Origin of the sequence: Aquibium sp. ELW1220 (assembly GCF_030398385.1) — a bacterium.
In the GTDB taxonomy this organism is placed as follows: Bacteria; Pseudomonadota; Alphaproteobacteria; order Rhizobiales; family Rhizobiaceae; genus Aquibium.
On record NZ_JAOAOQ010000006.1, the window covers coordinates 79203 to 93819 of the forward strand.

Below are 14617 nucleotides of genomic sequence, written 5' to 3' on the forward strand. Positions count from 1 at the left end.
TGTCGAGGTGCTCTAACGGGGTGCCGGCGGTCGCTTGACCGGCCGGCTGAGAGGCCAAGGGGAAACCCGGCCAACCCGCTGAACCTGATCCGGTTTGTACCGGCGGAGGGATTAGACGCTCATCCGATGGCGCCTCAATTCCTTTCATTCGAACAGAGGAGGCGCGTCATGCGCATGACATGGATACCGACTGCCGCGGCTCTTGCCGCTTCCCTTTCCGTCCTGCCGGCCTTCGCGCAGGAGAACGGTACGCTGACCGTCTACACCTATGAGAGCTTCACCGCCGAGTGGGGTCCGGGTCCCCAGGTCGAAAAGGCTTTCGAAGCCGAATGCGGCTGCGACCTCGCCTTCGTCTCCGTGGCCGACGGGGTGGCGCTGCTCAATCGTCTGAAGCTGGAGGGCTCGGGAACGAAGGCCGACATCGTGCTCGGCCTCGACACCAACCTGACCGCCGACGCAAAAGCAACCGGCCTCTTCGTGCCGCACGGCGCCGACATGGCCGCCGTCGATGTGCCCGGCGGCTGGACCGAAGACACCTTCCTGCCCTTCGACTACGGCTATTTCGCCGTCGTCTACGACACGCAGGCGCTGGAGACGCCGCCGAAGAGCCTGAAGGACCTGGTGGAGGGCGATCCGGAGCAGAAGATCGTCATTCAGGACCCCCGCACCTCGACGCCGGGCCTTGGCCTGTTGTTGTGGGTGAAGGCGGTCTATGGCGACGAAGCGCCGGCAGCCTGGGCGAAGCTGAGGAGCCGCATCCTGACCGTCACGCCGGGCTGGAGCGAGGCCTACGGCCTGTTCACCTCCGGGGAGGCTCCCATGGTGCTGTCCTACACCACCTCGCCGGCCTACCACATGATCGCCGAGGGCACCGATCGCTACCAGGCGGCGAGCTTCGAGGAAGGCCATTACATGCAGGTCGAGGTGGCCGGCATCACGACCAAAGGTGCCGACAACCCGCATTCGGCCCGCTTCATGGCCTTCATCGCCACCCCCGCCTTCCAGGACGCCATTCCCGAAACCAACTGGATGTATCCCGCCGGCGAGACGTCGAAGCCACTGAATCCCGCCTTCGAGCGGCTGGTCGAGCCGACCAGGACCCTGATCCTGGCGCCCGAGACGGTGGCCACGAACCGCAAGGCCTGGGTCGACGAATGGCTGGCGGCCATGAGCGAGTAGCAGACTGCCGGCCGCGATGCGCGCTCCACCGACATCGTCCGTCACGGGCGGCATCGCTGCGCTCGGCTTCGTGGCGCTGCTTGCTGTAGGGGCCTTTGCGGGGCTGCTGGTGGAGGGAGGCCGCGATCTCGGGAACGCCCTCGCGAGCTTCGACGCCTACCTCCTGCGCGTCGCGCGGTTCACGCTCTGGCAGGCGCTGCTGTCGACGCTGATCTCGGTCGGACCCGCGCTGCTGGTGGCGCGCGCATTCTCGCGCCACCCGGCGTTCTTCGGTCGCCGCGCCCTGCTGATGCTCTTTGCCCTGCCGCTCGCGCTGCCGGCGCTGGTGGCGGCGCTCGGCATCCTGGCGCTGCTCGGCCGCGCCGGATTCGCCGCCGACCTCTTCCGCTGGCTCGGCGGCGGACAGTGGCCCGGCATCTACGGCCTGTCGGGCATCCTCATTGCGCACGCCTTCTTCAACCTGCCGCTCACGACCCGGCTGTTCCTGCACGCGCTCGATGCCATTCCCGCCGACCAGTGGCGGCTGGCGAGCCAGCTCGGCATGGGCGCTTCAGCGCGGTGGTGGCTGATCGAATGGCCGGCGCTGCGGGCGACCCTGCCGGGGATCGCCGGCCTCGTCTTCATGCTGTGCCTCGCCTCCTTCACCATCGTGCTGACGCTGGGCGGCGGACCGGCTGCGACCACGCTGGAGGTGGCGATCTACCAGGCGCTTCGCTTCGATTTCGACCCGGCCCGGGCACTCGCCCTGACTGCCCTGCAAGTCGGCCTTACCGTCTTCGTGCTGGCGCTGCTGCTGCGGCTGGGCGCGGACCTGACGGGCGACGCGACGCTGTCGGTCTCGGCGAGGCGCTACGACCGGCCGGGCCGGTTCGAATCCGGGTTCAATGCGGCGGCCATCGTGCTTGCCGCAGCCCTCGTCGCCGGGCCCATCGTTGCGATCGTCGCGGCAGGGCTGCAGGCCGATCTTCTGCGCCTGATGACCGAAACAGCCGTGCGCGATGCCATGACGACGAGCCTCGTGCTGGCGACGCTCTCGGCAGGCCTCTGCGTCGCGCTTACCCTGTCCATGGCCCGCGCGCGCCACCGCCTCGCGGCTGCGAGACGCGGCTCGCGATCCGGCTTCACGGAGCGGGCGCTCGACGGCGGCGCAAGCCTGATCCTGGTGATCCCGCCGATCGTGATCGGCGCGGGCTGGTTCATCCTGCTGCGGCACGCAGCCGACGTTTTCGCGCTCGCCCCCGTGATGGTGGTGACGGTCAACGCGGCAATGGCGATCCCCTTCGCCATGCGCGCGATCCGTCCCGCCCACGACGATGCCGCCACCCGCCACGACCGGCTCTGCGCGCAGCTGGGGATCGGCGGCTTCGACCGCTGGCGGCTGATCGACTGGCCGTCGCTGCGGCGTCCGCTCGCCACCGGCTTCGCCTTCGCGATGGCGCTGTCGCTCGGCGATCTCGGTGTGATCGCGCTGTTCGGCAGCGACGCCGTCCAGACTTTGCCCTATCTGCTGTTCCAGCGCATGGGCAGCTACCGGACGGCCGACGCCGCAGGCCTGGCGCTCATCCTGGCGCTTCTCTGCCTCGCCCTGATGATGATCGCGGAGCGCCTTGGCGGGAGGAGACCATGAGCCACGCGGATCAGGCGAAGGGGGGAGCGGACGTCGTGCTCGACGGCGTCACCTTCGCATGGCCGAAGGGCCGGCCGATGCACTTCGACCTGACGGTGCCGGCCGGCGAAATCCTGGCGATCATGGGTCCGAGCGGGTCGGGAAAATCGACGCTTCTCTCCCTGTTGGCGGGTTTCGAGACACCGACCGCAGGCACGATCCGGATCGGAGGCGAGGATGTGTCCCTGCTTGCGCCGGCAGCCCGACCCGTTTCCATGATCTTCCAGGAGAACAACCTCTTCGCCCATCTGGACGTCGCGGCAAATGTCGGGCTCGGCCGTTCGCCCTCGCTGCGCCTGACTACCGAAGACCGGGTCCATGTGGATCAGGCGCTGGCGCGCGTGGGCCTCGCCGGCAAGGAACGGCGGCTCCCCCGCGAGTTGTCGGGCGGAGAGCGGCAACGCGTCGCGCTGGCCCGGGTTCTGGTGCGCGACAGGCCCGTCCTGCTGCTCGACGAGGCCTTCGCCTCGCTCGGCCCGGCGCTGGGCGACGAGATGCTCGACCTCGTCGGCGGTCTTCACGCATCGAAAGGTATGACCGTGCTGATGGTCACGCACGATCCGCGCGATGCCAGGCGCATCGCGCCGCGCACTGCCTTCCTGGAAGACGGCAGGATCGCCGCCACGGGGCCGACCGAGGATCTGTTTGCGGCGACCCGATCGGCGGCGTTTGGCCGCTATCTTGGCGAAGGAAGCCCGCGATAACAAAGAATTGCCAGGATCGGGCCATATTTGTTCCGCAGCACTCGGGCAATGGCGTAGAAGCTTTGGTAACCGTCGTCCTCGACTATCGCGGACTGCGGCCCGCTTGCGGCTGCGGCCCGGTGATTCGGGCATCGAAGCGACCGGCACCGAAGACCGGGAAGGATCAGGTTCTGAAACAGGTGAAGGCTGAGGCCATGCACGACGCGGGCGCTTCTCTACCCGCCGGACGCTCGCTGCGGCTGCTGTTTGCCGGCGCCGCCGTCATGCTGCTTGCCGGTTGCCAGGTGCTGAACCCCGGCATCAGCGAGCAGGGCTTCGTGCCGTCCTCGAATCCGGTGACGGTCGACTCCGTCACGCGCAACGACCGCATGGTGGCCCTCGCGCGCGCGCAGCATCCGCGAATTTTGGCCACCTATGGCGGCGAATATTCCGACCCGAAGCTCGAACGGATGGTCGCCAAGGTCGTCGGCAGCCTGACGGTCGCATCGGGCAATCCCGACCAGACATACCAGATCACCCTGCTGGACTCGCCGAACGTCAACGCCTTCGCGCTTCCGGGCGGCTTCCTCTACGTGACGCGCGGCCTGCTTGCGCTCGCCAACGATTCGGCCGAACTGGCCGCGGTGATCGCGCACGAGATGGGGCACGTGACCGCAAACCACGGCATCCAGCGCCAGCAGAAGGAAGCCGAGGAGCAGCTTGCCTCCCAGGTGGTCGACGACGTGCTGACGGACAACCAGGTGGCGCGGGCAGCGGTGGTTCGCGGCAAGCTTCGGCTGGCGCAGTTCTCGCGCAACCAGGAGCTCGAGGCCGACGGCATCGGCATCAAGACCATCGGCAGCGCCGGTTACGACCCCTATTCCGCCGCGCGCTTCCTGCAGTCGATGGCGTCCTATTCGGACTTCCGCAGCATCAGCGGCGCCACCGATGCGAGCCTCGACTTCCTCGCCTCGCACCCCAACGCGCCGCAGCGCATCGATCTCGCCCTGCGCCACGCTCGCCAGTTCGGTGCGCCGGGCGCCGGGCGACGCGACCGCGATTCCTACCTCGCGGGCATCGACGGCATGCTGTTCGGCGACACGCCCGAAGAGGGCTACGTGCGCGGCCGAACCTTCGTGCATCCCACCCTCGGGGTGACCTTCAGTGTTCCGGAAGGCTTCGTCATCGACAATTCGGCGGCCGCCGTCACGGCGGCGGGCCCCGGCGACGTCGCCGTGCGCTTCGACGGCGTGGCGCTCAACCGCAACAAGAAGCTGGACGACTATTTGCGCAGCGGCTGGGTGGCGGGTCTGGACCCGGCTTCGGTGCGCAAGATCTCCATCAACGGCAACGAAGCCGCCGTCGCCTATGCCCAGGCCGACAAATGGAGCTTCCACATCGCGGTGGTTCGCGCCGGCGGGCAGGTCTACCGTGTGCTCACGGCCGCTCCGCGCGGCAGCGCGAGCCTCGAGACGACCGCGGCGACCGTGACGGGCAGCTTCCGCCTGCTCGGTGACAACGAGCGCAAGGAACTGAAGCCCCTGCGCATCCGCGTCGTGACCGTCCAGCCTGGCGAAACGGCCGGAAGCATCGCCGCGAAGATGACCGGGGTAGGCCGCGCGCTCGACATGTTCCGGCTGCTCAACGCGATGCCGCCCGGCGGAAGCGTCTCGCCGGGCGACAAGGTCAAGATCATCACGGACCAGTAGCCGTCCGGACCGGACGACCGCCGGTCACATCATGGCGGGCGCCATGTCGGGATTGATCTTCAGGAGTGCCGTGCGCAGCTTCTGCATTGCCCGGTTCTCGATCTGGCGCACGCGCTCCTTGGAGATGCCGAGCTTCTCGCCGAGCGATTCGAGCGTTGCGCCTTCGTCGCGCAGGCGCCGCTCCCGGATGATACGCAGTTCCCTGTCATTGAGCACCGAGAGCGCGCGGTTGAGCCAAAGGACGCGGCGCTCGTCGTCGACCGATGCGGTGACGACTTCGTCCGGCGTCGGTGCGTCGGAGACGAGGAAGTCCATCCGCTCGGAGCCGGCCTCGCCATCGTCCGAAAGCGGCGCGTTGAGCGAGGTGTCGGGACCGGACAGGCGCGAATCCATCAGCGCCACGTCCGAGACGGAAACGCCGATCGCATCCGCGATCTCCTTGTACACGGCGGCACCGCGAAGGGGCTCCGATCCCTGCGCCAGGCGGGCTCGCAGGCGGCGCAGGTTGAAGAACAGCGCCTTCTGGGCCGAACTCGTCCCGCCGCGCACGATCGACCAGTTGCGCAGGATGTAGTCCTGCATCGAGGCGCGGATCCACCAGGTGGCATAGGTCGAGAACCGGACCTCGCGATCCGGCTCGAAGCGGGCTGCGGCTTCGAGCAACCCGACATGCCCTTCCTGGATGAGATCGCTGAGAGGAAGTCCGAAATAGCGGAACTTCGTCGCCATGGATATGACGAGGCGCATGTGCGCCATCGTGATCCGGTGCAGCGCCTCCTGGTCGCGTTTTTCCTTCCAGCGCACCGCGAGTTCGTGCTCCTCGACCCGGTCGAGGTATGGCGCCTTTCGCGCCGCGCTGATCATTGATGTCCCGGCTGGCTCGCCATTCATGGACCGCTCCTGAACTTGCGATGGCATTCGCTGCGCTTTACGCTTGCGCTGTCCCTCTGGATCAGCGCAGCGCGGAGGAGCCGTTTCCGTCGTCCCGCCGGAGCCGGGCGCTCGGTTGCAGCTGACCCCAAACTCCACCCATCGGAGAACGTTCCATGATCACGATCGACCGGGCCGACCTGGCCTTCCAGCTGCACGACGTCATCCATGTCGACAGGCTGGGCACGATGTCCCGTTTCGCCGACTATGACCGCGAGGCCATCGACGGCGTGCTGGACACGGCCGAGCGCATCGCCATGGAGCATTTCCTGCCGCACGCGGCGCGGCTGGACGAACACGAGCCCCGGTTCGTCGACGGCAGGGTGGAGATGGATGCGGCTGTGGCCGGCGCGCTCGCCGTCTACCGCGACGCCGGTTTCTTCGGCGGAGCCTTCGACGCCGAATGGGGCGGATCGCAGATGCCGGAGACGCTGCGCGTCGCGGCCGCCTTCATCTTCTCGATGGCCAACATCTCGACGTCCGCCTATCCTTTCCTGACCGTCGGCGCCGCCCGCCTGATCGAATCCTTCGGATCGGCCGAACAGAAGGACCGCTACCTGCGCCCGATGGTCGCGGGCCGGTTCTTCGGCACGATGTGCCTTTCGGAACCGCAGGCGGGTTCGTCGCTGGCCGACATCACCACCCGGGCCGAGCCGCAGGAGGACGGCACCTTCCGCCTGACCGGCCGCAAGATGTGGATCTCGGGCGGAGACCAGGAGATCTCCGACAACATCGTCCACCTCGTGCTCGCACGCATCCCCGGGGGCCCGGCCGGCGTGAAGGGCATCTCGCTCTTCATCGTGCCCAAGTTCCAGTTGAACGAGGATGGCTCGCCCGGCGAGCGCAATGGCGTCACGCTCGCCGGGCTGAACCACAAGATGGGCTACCGCGGCACCACCAACACGCTGCTCAACTTCGGGGACGAGCGGCCCTGCGTCGGCCACCTGCTCGGCGAGGCGCACCATGGCCTCGCCTACATGTTCCAGATGATGAACGAGGCCCGTATCGGCGTCGGCATGGGGGCGACCGCGCTGGCATCGGCCGGCTACCGCGCCTCGCTCGCCTATGCACGCGAGCGGCCGCAGGGCCGGCCGACGGGCGCGAAGGACCCGACAGCGCCGCAGGTACCGATCATCGAGCACGCCGACATCCGCCGCCTGCTCCTGGCGCAGAAGGCCGCCGTCGAGGGCGCGCTGGCGCTCTGCCTCTATTGCGCCGATCTCGTCGACCGCGCCCATGGCGAGCGCGAGGAGGCCATGGCGAGGGAGGAGGCCCTGCTGCTCGACCTCTTGACGCCGATCGCCAAGTCCTGGCCGTCGGAGTTCTGCCTCGAGGCCAACAAGCACGCCATCCAGATCCTCGGCGGCTACGGCTACACGCGCGACTATCCCGTCGAGCGGCTCTACCGCGACAACCGGCTGAACCCCATCCACGAGGGCACCCACGGCATCCAGGGGCTGGACCTTCTCGGCCGCAAGGTCGGCATGGGCGGCGGCGCAAGCGTCAAGGCGCTGGCCGGTCGCGTGATGGCTGATGTCTCGGCGGCGCATCAGATGGCGTCGCTGGAAGCTTTCGCCGAAATGCTGGCGACGGAGCTGGCCGAAACCGTCGCCACCACCCGCAAGCTCGCGGTGGCCACCGCCGACGACCCGAAGCGCGCGCTCGCCAACGCCACGATCTACCTCGACATGTTCGGCCATGTCGTGATCGCCTGGATGTGGCTGCGCCAGGCGACCGCCGCGGCACGCCGCCTGGCGGATGGATCGGGCGACGCGAACTTCCTCGACGGCAAACTCGCCGCCTGCCGTTATTTCTTCACCTACGAACTGCCGAAGGCCCGGACGCAGCGCGCGCTTCTGGAGTCGCTCGATGACACGACGCTCGCCATGAGACCGGAATGGTATTGACGTCTTTCGGCGGTCGGGACCCTGGCTGTCAGCCCGCGGGCCTGGAACGGGGAATGGCGCCGGTAACGGCCACGGCCAGCCAGCCGAGGATCATGAGCGACCCGCCGATCGGCGCCGCCATGGGAAACAGGCGCATGCCCGCGAAGTCGCGCATCAGGAGGTCGCCTGCAAACAATGCAAGCCCGACGAGGACGACGGTGGCGCCGATGCGCATCGGCCGGCTCGATCGCGTGAGGCCGACCGCCAGGAAGGCGCCGGCATGCATCAGGAGGAAGGATGCGGCAGTGCCGGTGTTGGCGCCACCGGCATGGGCGGCAGCCGCAGACAGCGCCACCCCGCCCGCGCCGCTCAATCCACCCCCCGCCGCCAGTATCCTTGCGAGCGCCATCGTCGGTCCCCGTTCACCCGCGCCGCTATCGGCTGCCTGAAAGCACTGCGTTTACGCCCCTGCCCGTCCGTGGCATAAGCGACGGATTGCCGCCCCGTCCCGTCCGATCCGAAGAGCCGCCACGATGAGCGACGCCTTTACCACGCCGCGAACCGTCACGAAGCCGAAGACCGAACGCCCGCGCCTGCACAAGGTCATTCTGTTCAACGACGATTTCACGCCACGCGACTTCGTCGTCAGCGTGCTCAAGGCCGAGTTCCGTCTCAACGCCGACCAGGCGCGGCGCGTGATGATCACGGCCCACCAGCGCGGCGCCTGCGTGGTCGCCGTCTTCACGAAGGACGTTGCCGAAACCAAGGCCACCCGTGCGACCGATGCCGGACGAAAGATGGGGTTCCCGCTCCTCTTCGGCACCGAACCGGAGGAGTGACGCGTTCGGCGAGAATCTGAGGCGGCGAGGGCAGCCACGACATCTGGCTGCCGGGCCACCGGCTGCCAGCCGGGACGACGGTCCCCGGAAACGAAGAAGCCCGGCCTGTCGCCAGGCCGGGCTTCGGAACTTCTGCGGAAAAACCGCCCTCAGGCGGCCACTTCCTGCTCGGTGTCGTCGCCTTCGTTGTCGGCCTTCACGCCGCGCCGCGGACCCTTGTTGAGGTTGGTCTCGATGAGACGCACGGCCTCGGTGTCCGACATGCGGTTGACCGCCGCGATCTCGCGCGCCATCCGGTCGAGCGCGGCTTCGTAGAGCTGACGCTCGGAGTAGGACTGCTCGGGCTGGTTGTCGGCGCGGTAGAGGTCGCGCACCACTTCCGAGATCGAGATCAGGTCGCCGGAGTTGATCTTGGCATCATACTCCTGGGCGCGGCGCGACCACATCGTCCGCTTTACGCGGGCGCGGCCCTGCACAACCTTGAGCGCACGGTCGACGTAATCGGTCTCGGACAGCTTCCGCATTCCGATCGTCGCAGCCTTGGCCACCGGAACCTTCAGCCGCATCTTGTCCTTCTGGAAATCGATCACGAACAGTTCCAGCTTGTGGCCAGCGACTTCCTGCTCCTCGATCGCCACGATCTGACCGACGCCATGCGCCGGATAGACGATGAACTCCGCGGTCTTGAAGCCGTTGCGCGCTGCTGTCTTCTTCTGCTGGGTTGCCATACGCCCTGAACTCCTTAGTTTCGGCAGCGACTCTCATGGGCCGCGATCATGCTGCGGCCGAATGCCGCGCGGATCCGAACGACGCACGCAAACGCACAATCTCCGGAATCGAGGCGAGAAACCTTGGCGCAAGCCTTCCAGGCTGAGCCAAGTCACCTTGGACCGGAAATTGATCGCACCTTTCGAGATTTAGGGCGTATGCGCCGCAAACGGACGTTGTCTCACCTGCATGATGTTTTTATGTAACATAAATATGCGAAAGAATCAACAACTTGCTGCACAAGCGAACGGCAACGCGGCCCCGCCGGCCAATGCCACGGAGCAAAATCGAGGCTGACGCTGCGTCAGTCCGGGGCAGTCAGTCGCCCTCGCCGGGCTCTGCGGAGAAGAACTTCTCGAACTTGCCTTCGACGCCGTCGAAGTCCTTGGCGTCCGCCGGAGGCTCCTTCTTGGCCGTGATGTTGGGCCACTTCTCCGCGAAGTCGGCGTTGACCTTCAGCCACTTGTCGAGCCCCGGCTCGGTGTCCGGACGGATCGCGTCGGCCGGGCATTCCGGCTCGCACACGCCGCAGTCGATGCACTCGTCGGGATGAATGACGAGCATGTTCTCGCCTTCGTAGAAGCAGTCGACCGGACACACCTCGATGCAGTCCATGTACTTGCATTTGATGCAATTGTCGGTGACGACATAGGTCATTCAGGCGGCTCCGGCAGCGTCTTCCAGCGTCCAACGCGGTTGAGGTAGCCCCGTTGCGGCAATGGTGCAAGGGGCCGTTTGGCGCGCGGGTGCCGCTTCGGGGAAAGTTTTACCCGCGGCTGAGCGCTACTCGCCGCGCCAGCGGTCGATGAGCCGCCGCTCCCTCTTGGTCGGGCGTCCGGCACCCGGCTCTCGTTCGGCGGCCGGGGCAGGCTCCAGAGCCGCCGCGGCGGGATCGATCTTCGGCGTCAAATCCTCGTAGAGGCCGCGCGCCTCTTCCGCCGGGCCGCGGCGCGTTCCGGTTTCGAGCACCCGCCAGACGAGGATGCGCCGGTCGAGCGTGATCGTCAGACCGTCACCCGGCTTGACGGGATGAGACGGCTGGCCGACCTTCTCGCGATTGACGCGGACGGCACCCGCCTGGATCAACCGGGCGGCGAGCGAGCGGGACTTGACCGCCCGCGCGTAGAACAGCCACTTGTCGAGCCGCTGGCGATCGGGTCCCGCCATCCGGCCTACTTCTTGAGCTGATCCCGCAGGGCAGCAAGCTTGGCGAAGGGCGAATCCGGGTCGAACTTGACCGGCCGCTCCTCGCGCGGCTTCTGCTGGAAGGGCGGGCGACGATCGCCACGGTCGCCCTTGCCGCCACGGTCGCGCTCCGGCTTGCCGCCGGTTCCGCCCCGGTCGGGCCGGTCGCCGCGCGGACGATCGCCCTTGTCCTTGAAGCGGTTCTCGAACCGGCTCTTGCCACCCTCGCCCGGGCGCCCGGCCGGACGTTCCGCCTGCCCCTCGCGCGGCTGCCTCTCGCCAGGCTGCCTCTCGCCGGGTTGCCTTTCGCGGGACACGTGGCCCTCGCGAGGCTGCCCATCGCGCGCCTGACCTTCGCGCGGCTGCCCACGGCGGCCACGCCCCCGATTGTCCTGCCGCTGCCGGTCTCCAAAACGTCCGGGGCGCCAGAGCATGATCGGCTTTTCGGCCTCGACCGGCTCGGCAGGCGCCGCGGCTTCGGCCGGCTGGACGGTCGTCTGCGGACCGGCCTCGACAGGAGCTGCGGCTTCGGTCGCCGGCGGGGCGGAGGACTCCACGGCCGCCTCTCCCAGCGACTGCGGCTCGTCTTCGCCATCGCCCAGCGCCGCGGCGGCTGCCTCGGCAAGCGGCTCGACGGCGGCTGATGCCTGATCGGCATCGGCCGCAGCCACGACCGTCTCGGCCGCCTCAGGGCTGGGTTCTTCGGTCTGCGCCATCACGGCGTCGGCTGCCGCCGCCTCCTCCGCGGGATCGGAGGCATCCGCATCGGCGGTGGCGATGTCGGCCGCCACGTCGCCCAGCGACTGCGGCTCGTCGTTCGAACCGTCGCCGAGTGCGGCGGCCACCGTTTCGGCGGCCGGAGCCGCGGCGGCCTCGGCGGCCGCCTTCCTGCGCGCAGTTTCCGCCTCGGCCGCAGCGCGCGCGGCCTGATCCAGGCTTTCCAGCCTGGACTTGACCTCGCCTGCCGGCTTGGGTTCGCCCCTGTAGCCGAGCCCCTTGAGGATTTCTTCCATGTCGTCGGCATTGGCGCCGAGGATCGACATCATCGCAGGCGTCACCACGAAGGCTGCGCCGTCGAACCCGCCTTCGGGCCGCGCACCGGTCCCCGGGCGCCAGGCCAGCGCCGGGCGGATCAGGTCGGCCAGTCGCTCGAGGATGTCCACGCGCACGGCGCGGCGGCCGAGCAGCCGGAAGCCGGCGAGGCGGTAGAACTCCTTCTCGAAGGTGGGATCGACCACCACCGAGGTGCGGCCGGTCGACAAGGCGTTGACCACGTCGCCGAAGCCCGGCTTGTCCTTGCCGTCATTGGCGAGCGCCCAGAGAAGCGTGAGCAATCCCGCAGGGCCGGGCTTCAGCAGCGCGGGCAGGAACACGTGATAGGCGCCGAAGCGCACGCCGAGCCGGCGCAGCGCCGCGCGGGCCTCCTGGTCGAGCGACTTCACATCCTCGGCGACGTCGCGGCGGTTCAGGATGCCGAGATTCTCCAGCAGCCGGAACGCCACCCCACGCGCCATGCCGGACAGTTGCTCGGCATTCTTGAGGTCGGCGAGCGGCTTCAGCAGCGTCTCCACCTGATAGGCGACGTAGCGGTCGATGCGCGCGGAGACCCGGTCGCGAGCCGGCCCCGTCAGCTGTTCGTCGGCGAGCAGGATGGCGCGCGGCTTCAGCGTGTCCTCTCCGGACACAAGCGTGGCCACGGGTGCGCCGATCCAGCGCAGGACGCCATCCGAACCGAGCGCCAGATCGCCATTGGCGGATGCGGCGAAGCGTTCGGCGCGGCTTTCGAATTCCGTTGCCAGCGCCTTCTGCGCCGCCGCCTTGACGGCCTTCGCATCCTCGCCGCCGGCAGACTGGTCTGCCGTAAAGCGGAAGCCTTGCAGCTCCCCGACGTGGTGACCTTCGACGAGCACCTCGCCAGCGGGGTTTATTTCTGCCTCAAGCATCGTGTTTTCTCTCAGGCGCCTCATGAGCACGGATGTCCTGCGGTCAACGAAGCGTTTCGTCAACCGTTCATGCAGTGCATCGGAAAGTCTGTCCTCGATCTCGCGTGTTTTTTCCTGCCAGTGTGCCGGATCGGCAAGCCAGCCGGGCCTGTGCGAGACGAAGGTCCAGGTTCGGATCTGCGCGATGCGCTGCGACAGCGTATCGATGTCGCCCTCTGCGGAATCGGCGCGGCGCACCTGCTCGGCCATGTAGGCCTCGTCGACATGGCCGCGTTGCGCGAGGTCGGTGAAGATCGAGGCGATCAGGTCTGCATGTTGCGCAGGCGCGATGCGACGATAGTCCGGCAGCGCGCAGGCATCCCACAGCAGCGCCACCCGCTGCGGCCGATCGGCGAGCCTGCGGATGTCCTCGTCGCGGCAGACGTGGTCGAGCGCCTGGGCGTCGACCGCCGGCAGCGCCCTGGTCAGGCCCTCGACGGGCGCAGGCGTCTCGATCGACCGCTTCAACGCATCGAGGCTCGCATAGTCGAACTGCGCGGTGCGCCATTGCAGCACGCGCACCGGCTCGAAATCATGGCCTTCGATCTTCTCGACCAGTTCGTCGTCCAGCGGATCGACCTGGCCGGTGACGCCGAAGGTGCCGTCGCGCAGGTGCCGTCCGGCGCGGCCGGCGATCTGCCCGAGCTCCGCCGCCGTGAGGTCGCGGTACTGGAAGCCGTCGAACTTGCGGTTCTGCGCGAAGGCGACGTGATCGACGTCGAGGTTGAGGCCCATGCCGATGGCGTCCGTCGCCACCAGGAAGTCGACGTCCCCCGACTGGTAGATCTCCACCTGCGCATTGCGCGTGCGCGGCGACAGCGCGCCGAGAACCACCGCCGCGCCGCCGCGCTGGCGGCGGATCAGTTCGGCGATGCCGTAGACCTCGTCGGCCGAAAAGGCGACGATGGCCGAACGGCGCGGCAGGCGGGTGATCTTCTTGGAACCGGCATAGGCGAGGTGCGACATGCGCGGCCGGGTGACGACCGAAATGCCCTTGAGCAGCTTCTCCAGGATGCCGCGCATGCTCGACGCGCCCAGCAGCAGGGTCTCGTCGCGCCCGCGCAGATGCAGGATCCGGTCTGTGAAGATGTGGCCGCGCTCGAGGTCGTTGGCGATCTGCACCTCGTCAATGGCGACGAAGGACGCGTTGGTCTCGCGTGGCATCGCCTCGACCGTGCATACGGAATAGCGAGCACCGGGCGGCTGGATCTTCTCCTCGCCGGTGATCAGCGCCACGTTGGCGGCGCCGACCTTCTCGGCGACCCGGACATACACCTCACGGGCCAGGAGCCTCAGCGGAAGCCCGATGATCCCCGACGGGTGCGCGACCATGCGCTCGATCGCCAGATGGGTCTTGCCGGTGTTGGTGGGACCGAGAACGGCGGTCACATCCCGACCCGACAGGATCAACGGCGATGTCTTTGAGGGGTGCACGTTCATGAACTGGAGATGCGGCCTTTCGTGCCTTAGCCCCTACACTGCGCCCCCGCAGGAGTCCGGCCCGGCACGACCGGTACCACACGCTGCCGAGACATAGGGTCTCCGCCCCCTGATGACAATCGCAAATGTGACGCGCCCGCCGAGATTCGCTGCAACCGGAACGAGTCTGGAACGAAAGGGCGACGAATCGCTGACTCGCGACGATTCATGCTTTGTTCGACACATCATCTTGTTGGGGAGTCTGGTCGCGGACACCAGATGGTGAATCTTTTGAATCACTTGCCTTGGCCCTGACCGAACGGGCGGTGTCAACGGCAGAACCGCGTCAAGCAAAAAGAAAAGCGGCCGGT

General features: G+C 67.8%; 12 protein-coding genes and 1 riboswitch. Of the genes, 6 read left to right on the forward strand and 6 right to left on the reverse strand.

Going from position 1 to position 14617, the window contains the following annotated elements; genetic code table 11:
- The first annotated feature begins 6 nt into the window (after positions 1–6).
- A riboswitch (TPP riboswitch) is annotated at positions 7–128 on the forward strand.
- Between the two features lie 40 nt (positions 129–168).
- The 4 genes from thiB (at position 169) to N1F91_RS07790 (ending at position 5237) form a co-directional block, all read left to right on the forward strand.
- Positions 169–1179 (forward strand): thiamine ABC transporter substrate binding subunit, encoded by a 1011-nt coding sequence (thiB, locus tag N1F91_RS07775; RefSeq protein WP_289991249.1) that lies wholly within the window; start codon positions 169–171, stop codon positions 1177–1179.
- Between the two features lie 16 nt (positions 1180–1195).
- Entirely contained in the window at positions 1196–2806 is a 1611-nt protein-coding gene (gene thiP, locus N1F91_RS07780; RefSeq protein ID WP_289991250.1) for a thiamine/thiamine pyrophosphate ABC transporter permease, read from the forward strand.
- Positions 2803–3549 (forward strand): thiamine ABC transporter ATP-binding protein, encoded by a 747-nt coding sequence (gene thiQ, locus N1F91_RS07785; RefSeq protein ID WP_289991252.1) that lies wholly within the window; start codon positions 2803–2805, stop codon positions 3547–3549. Before thiP ends, thiQ begins: the two co-directional genes overlap by 4 nt.
- Positions 3550–3812: 263 nt before the next feature.
- Positions 3813–5237 (forward strand): M48 family metalloprotease, encoded by a 1425-nt coding sequence (locus N1F91_RS07790; RefSeq protein ID WP_289991467.1) that lies wholly within the window; start codon positions 3813–3815, stop codon positions 5235–5237.
- A gap of 24 nt (positions 5238–5261) precedes the next feature.
- Here the strand turns inward: N1F91_RS07790 and N1F91_RS07795 are convergent, their stop codons facing one another.
- Entirely contained in the window at positions 5262–6128 is an 867-nt protein-coding gene (locus N1F91_RS07795; RefSeq protein WP_289991253.1) for an RNA polymerase factor sigma-32, read from the reverse strand.
- Positions 6129–6283: 155 nt separating this feature from the next.
- Between N1F91_RS07795 and N1F91_RS07800 the strand changes: the two genes are divergently transcribed.
- The gene (locus N1F91_RS07800; protein ID WP_289991254.1) at positions 6284–8074 is read left to right on the forward strand and encodes an acyl-CoA dehydrogenase; all 1791 of its coding nucleotides are present in this window, start codon (positions 6284–6286) and stop codon (positions 8072–8074) included.
- Between the two features lie 28 nt (positions 8075–8102).
- On the opposite strand, the gene N1F91_RS07805 is transcribed toward N1F91_RS07800, so the two are convergent.
- Positions 8103–8462: a DUF423 domain-containing protein gene (locus tag N1F91_RS07805; RefSeq protein ID WP_289991255.1), complete on the reverse strand. Its 360-nt coding sequence runs from the start codon at positions 8460–8462 to the stop codon at positions 8103–8105.
- A gap of 124 nt (positions 8463–8586) precedes the next feature.
- Here N1F91_RS07805 and clpS point away from each other — a divergent pair, with 124 nt between their 5' ends.
- Entirely contained in the window at positions 8587–8892 is a 306-nt protein-coding gene (clpS, locus tag N1F91_RS07810) for an ATP-dependent Clp protease adapter ClpS (RefSeq protein WP_289991256.1), read from the forward strand.
- A gap of 149 nt (positions 8893–9041) precedes the next feature.
- Here clpS and N1F91_RS07815 read toward each other — a convergent pair whose 3' ends face one another.
- From N1F91_RS07815 to N1F91_RS07830, 4 genes are all read right to left on the reverse strand, one after another.
- On the reverse strand, positions 9042–9620 hold the full coding sequence (locus N1F91_RS07815; RefSeq protein ID WP_289991257.1) for a CarD family transcriptional regulator: 579 nt from the start codon (positions 9618–9620) through the stop codon (positions 9042–9044).
- A gap of 358 nt (positions 9621–9978) precedes the next feature.
- Entirely contained in the window at positions 9979–10317 is a 339-nt protein-coding gene (gene fdxA, locus N1F91_RS07820) for a ferredoxin FdxA (RefSeq protein WP_289991258.1), read from the reverse strand.
- Between the two features lie 126 nt (positions 10318–10443).
- Positions 10444–10827 carry an RNA-binding S4 domain-containing protein gene (locus N1F91_RS07825; protein ID WP_289991259.1) on the reverse strand — a complete coding sequence of 128 codons (384 nt, stop codon included), beginning with the start codon at positions 10825–10827 and terminating at the stop codon, positions 10444–10446.
- A gap of 5 nt (positions 10828–10832) precedes the next feature.
- Entirely contained in the window at positions 10833–14267 is a 3435-nt protein-coding gene (locus N1F91_RS07830; protein WP_289991260.1) for a helicase-related protein, read from the reverse strand.
- Positions 14268–14617: the final 350 nt, after the last annotated feature.

Bases quoted from the DNA above. Each gene is read 5' to 3' on its own strand.
- thiQ (WP_289991252.1), top strand. From the start codon at position 2,803: ATGAGCCACGCGGATCAGGCGAAGGGGGGAGCGGACGTCGTGCTCGAC.
- fdxA (WP_289991258.1), bottom strand. From the start codon at position 10,317: ATGACCTATGTCGTCACCGACAATTGCATCAAATGCAAGTACATGGAC.
- N1F91_RS07795 (WP_289991253.1), bottom strand. From the start codon at position 6,128: ATGAATGGCGAGCCAGCCGGGACATCAATGATCAGCGCGGCGCGAAAG.
- N1F91_RS07825 (WP_289991259.1), bottom strand. From the start codon at position 10,827: ATGGCGGGACCCGATCGCCAGCGGCTCGACAAGTGGCTGTTCTACGCG.
- N1F91_RS07800 (WP_289991254.1), top strand. From the start codon at position 6,284: ATGATCACGATCGACCGGGCCGACCTGGCCTTCCAGCTGCACGACGTC.
- N1F91_RS07790 (WP_289991467.1), top strand. From the start codon at position 3,813: ATGCTGCTTGCCGGTTGCCAGGTGCTGAACCCCGGCATCAGCGAGCAG.
- N1F91_RS07830 (WP_289991260.1), bottom strand. From the start codon at position 14,267: ATGAACGTGCACCCCTCAAAGACATCGCCGTTGATCCTGTCGGGTCGG.
- thiB (WP_289991249.1), top strand. From the start codon at position 169: ATGCGCATGACATGGATACCGACTGCCGCGGCTCTTGCCGCTTCCCTT.
- N1F91_RS07815 (WP_289991257.1), bottom strand. From the start codon at position 9,620: ATGGCAACCCAGCAGAAGAAGACAGCAGCGCGCAACGGCTTCAAGACC.
- N1F91_RS07805 (WP_289991255.1), bottom strand. From the start codon at position 8,462: ATGGCGCTCGCAAGGATACTGGCGGCGGGGGGTGGATTGAGCGGCGCG.
- clpS (WP_289991256.1), top strand. From the start codon at position 8,587: ATGAGCGACGCCTTTACCACGCCGCGAACCGTCACGAAGCCGAAGACC.
- thiP (WP_289991250.1), top strand. From the start codon at position 1,196: ATGCGCGCTCCACCGACATCGTCCGTCACGGGCGGCATCGCTGCGCTC.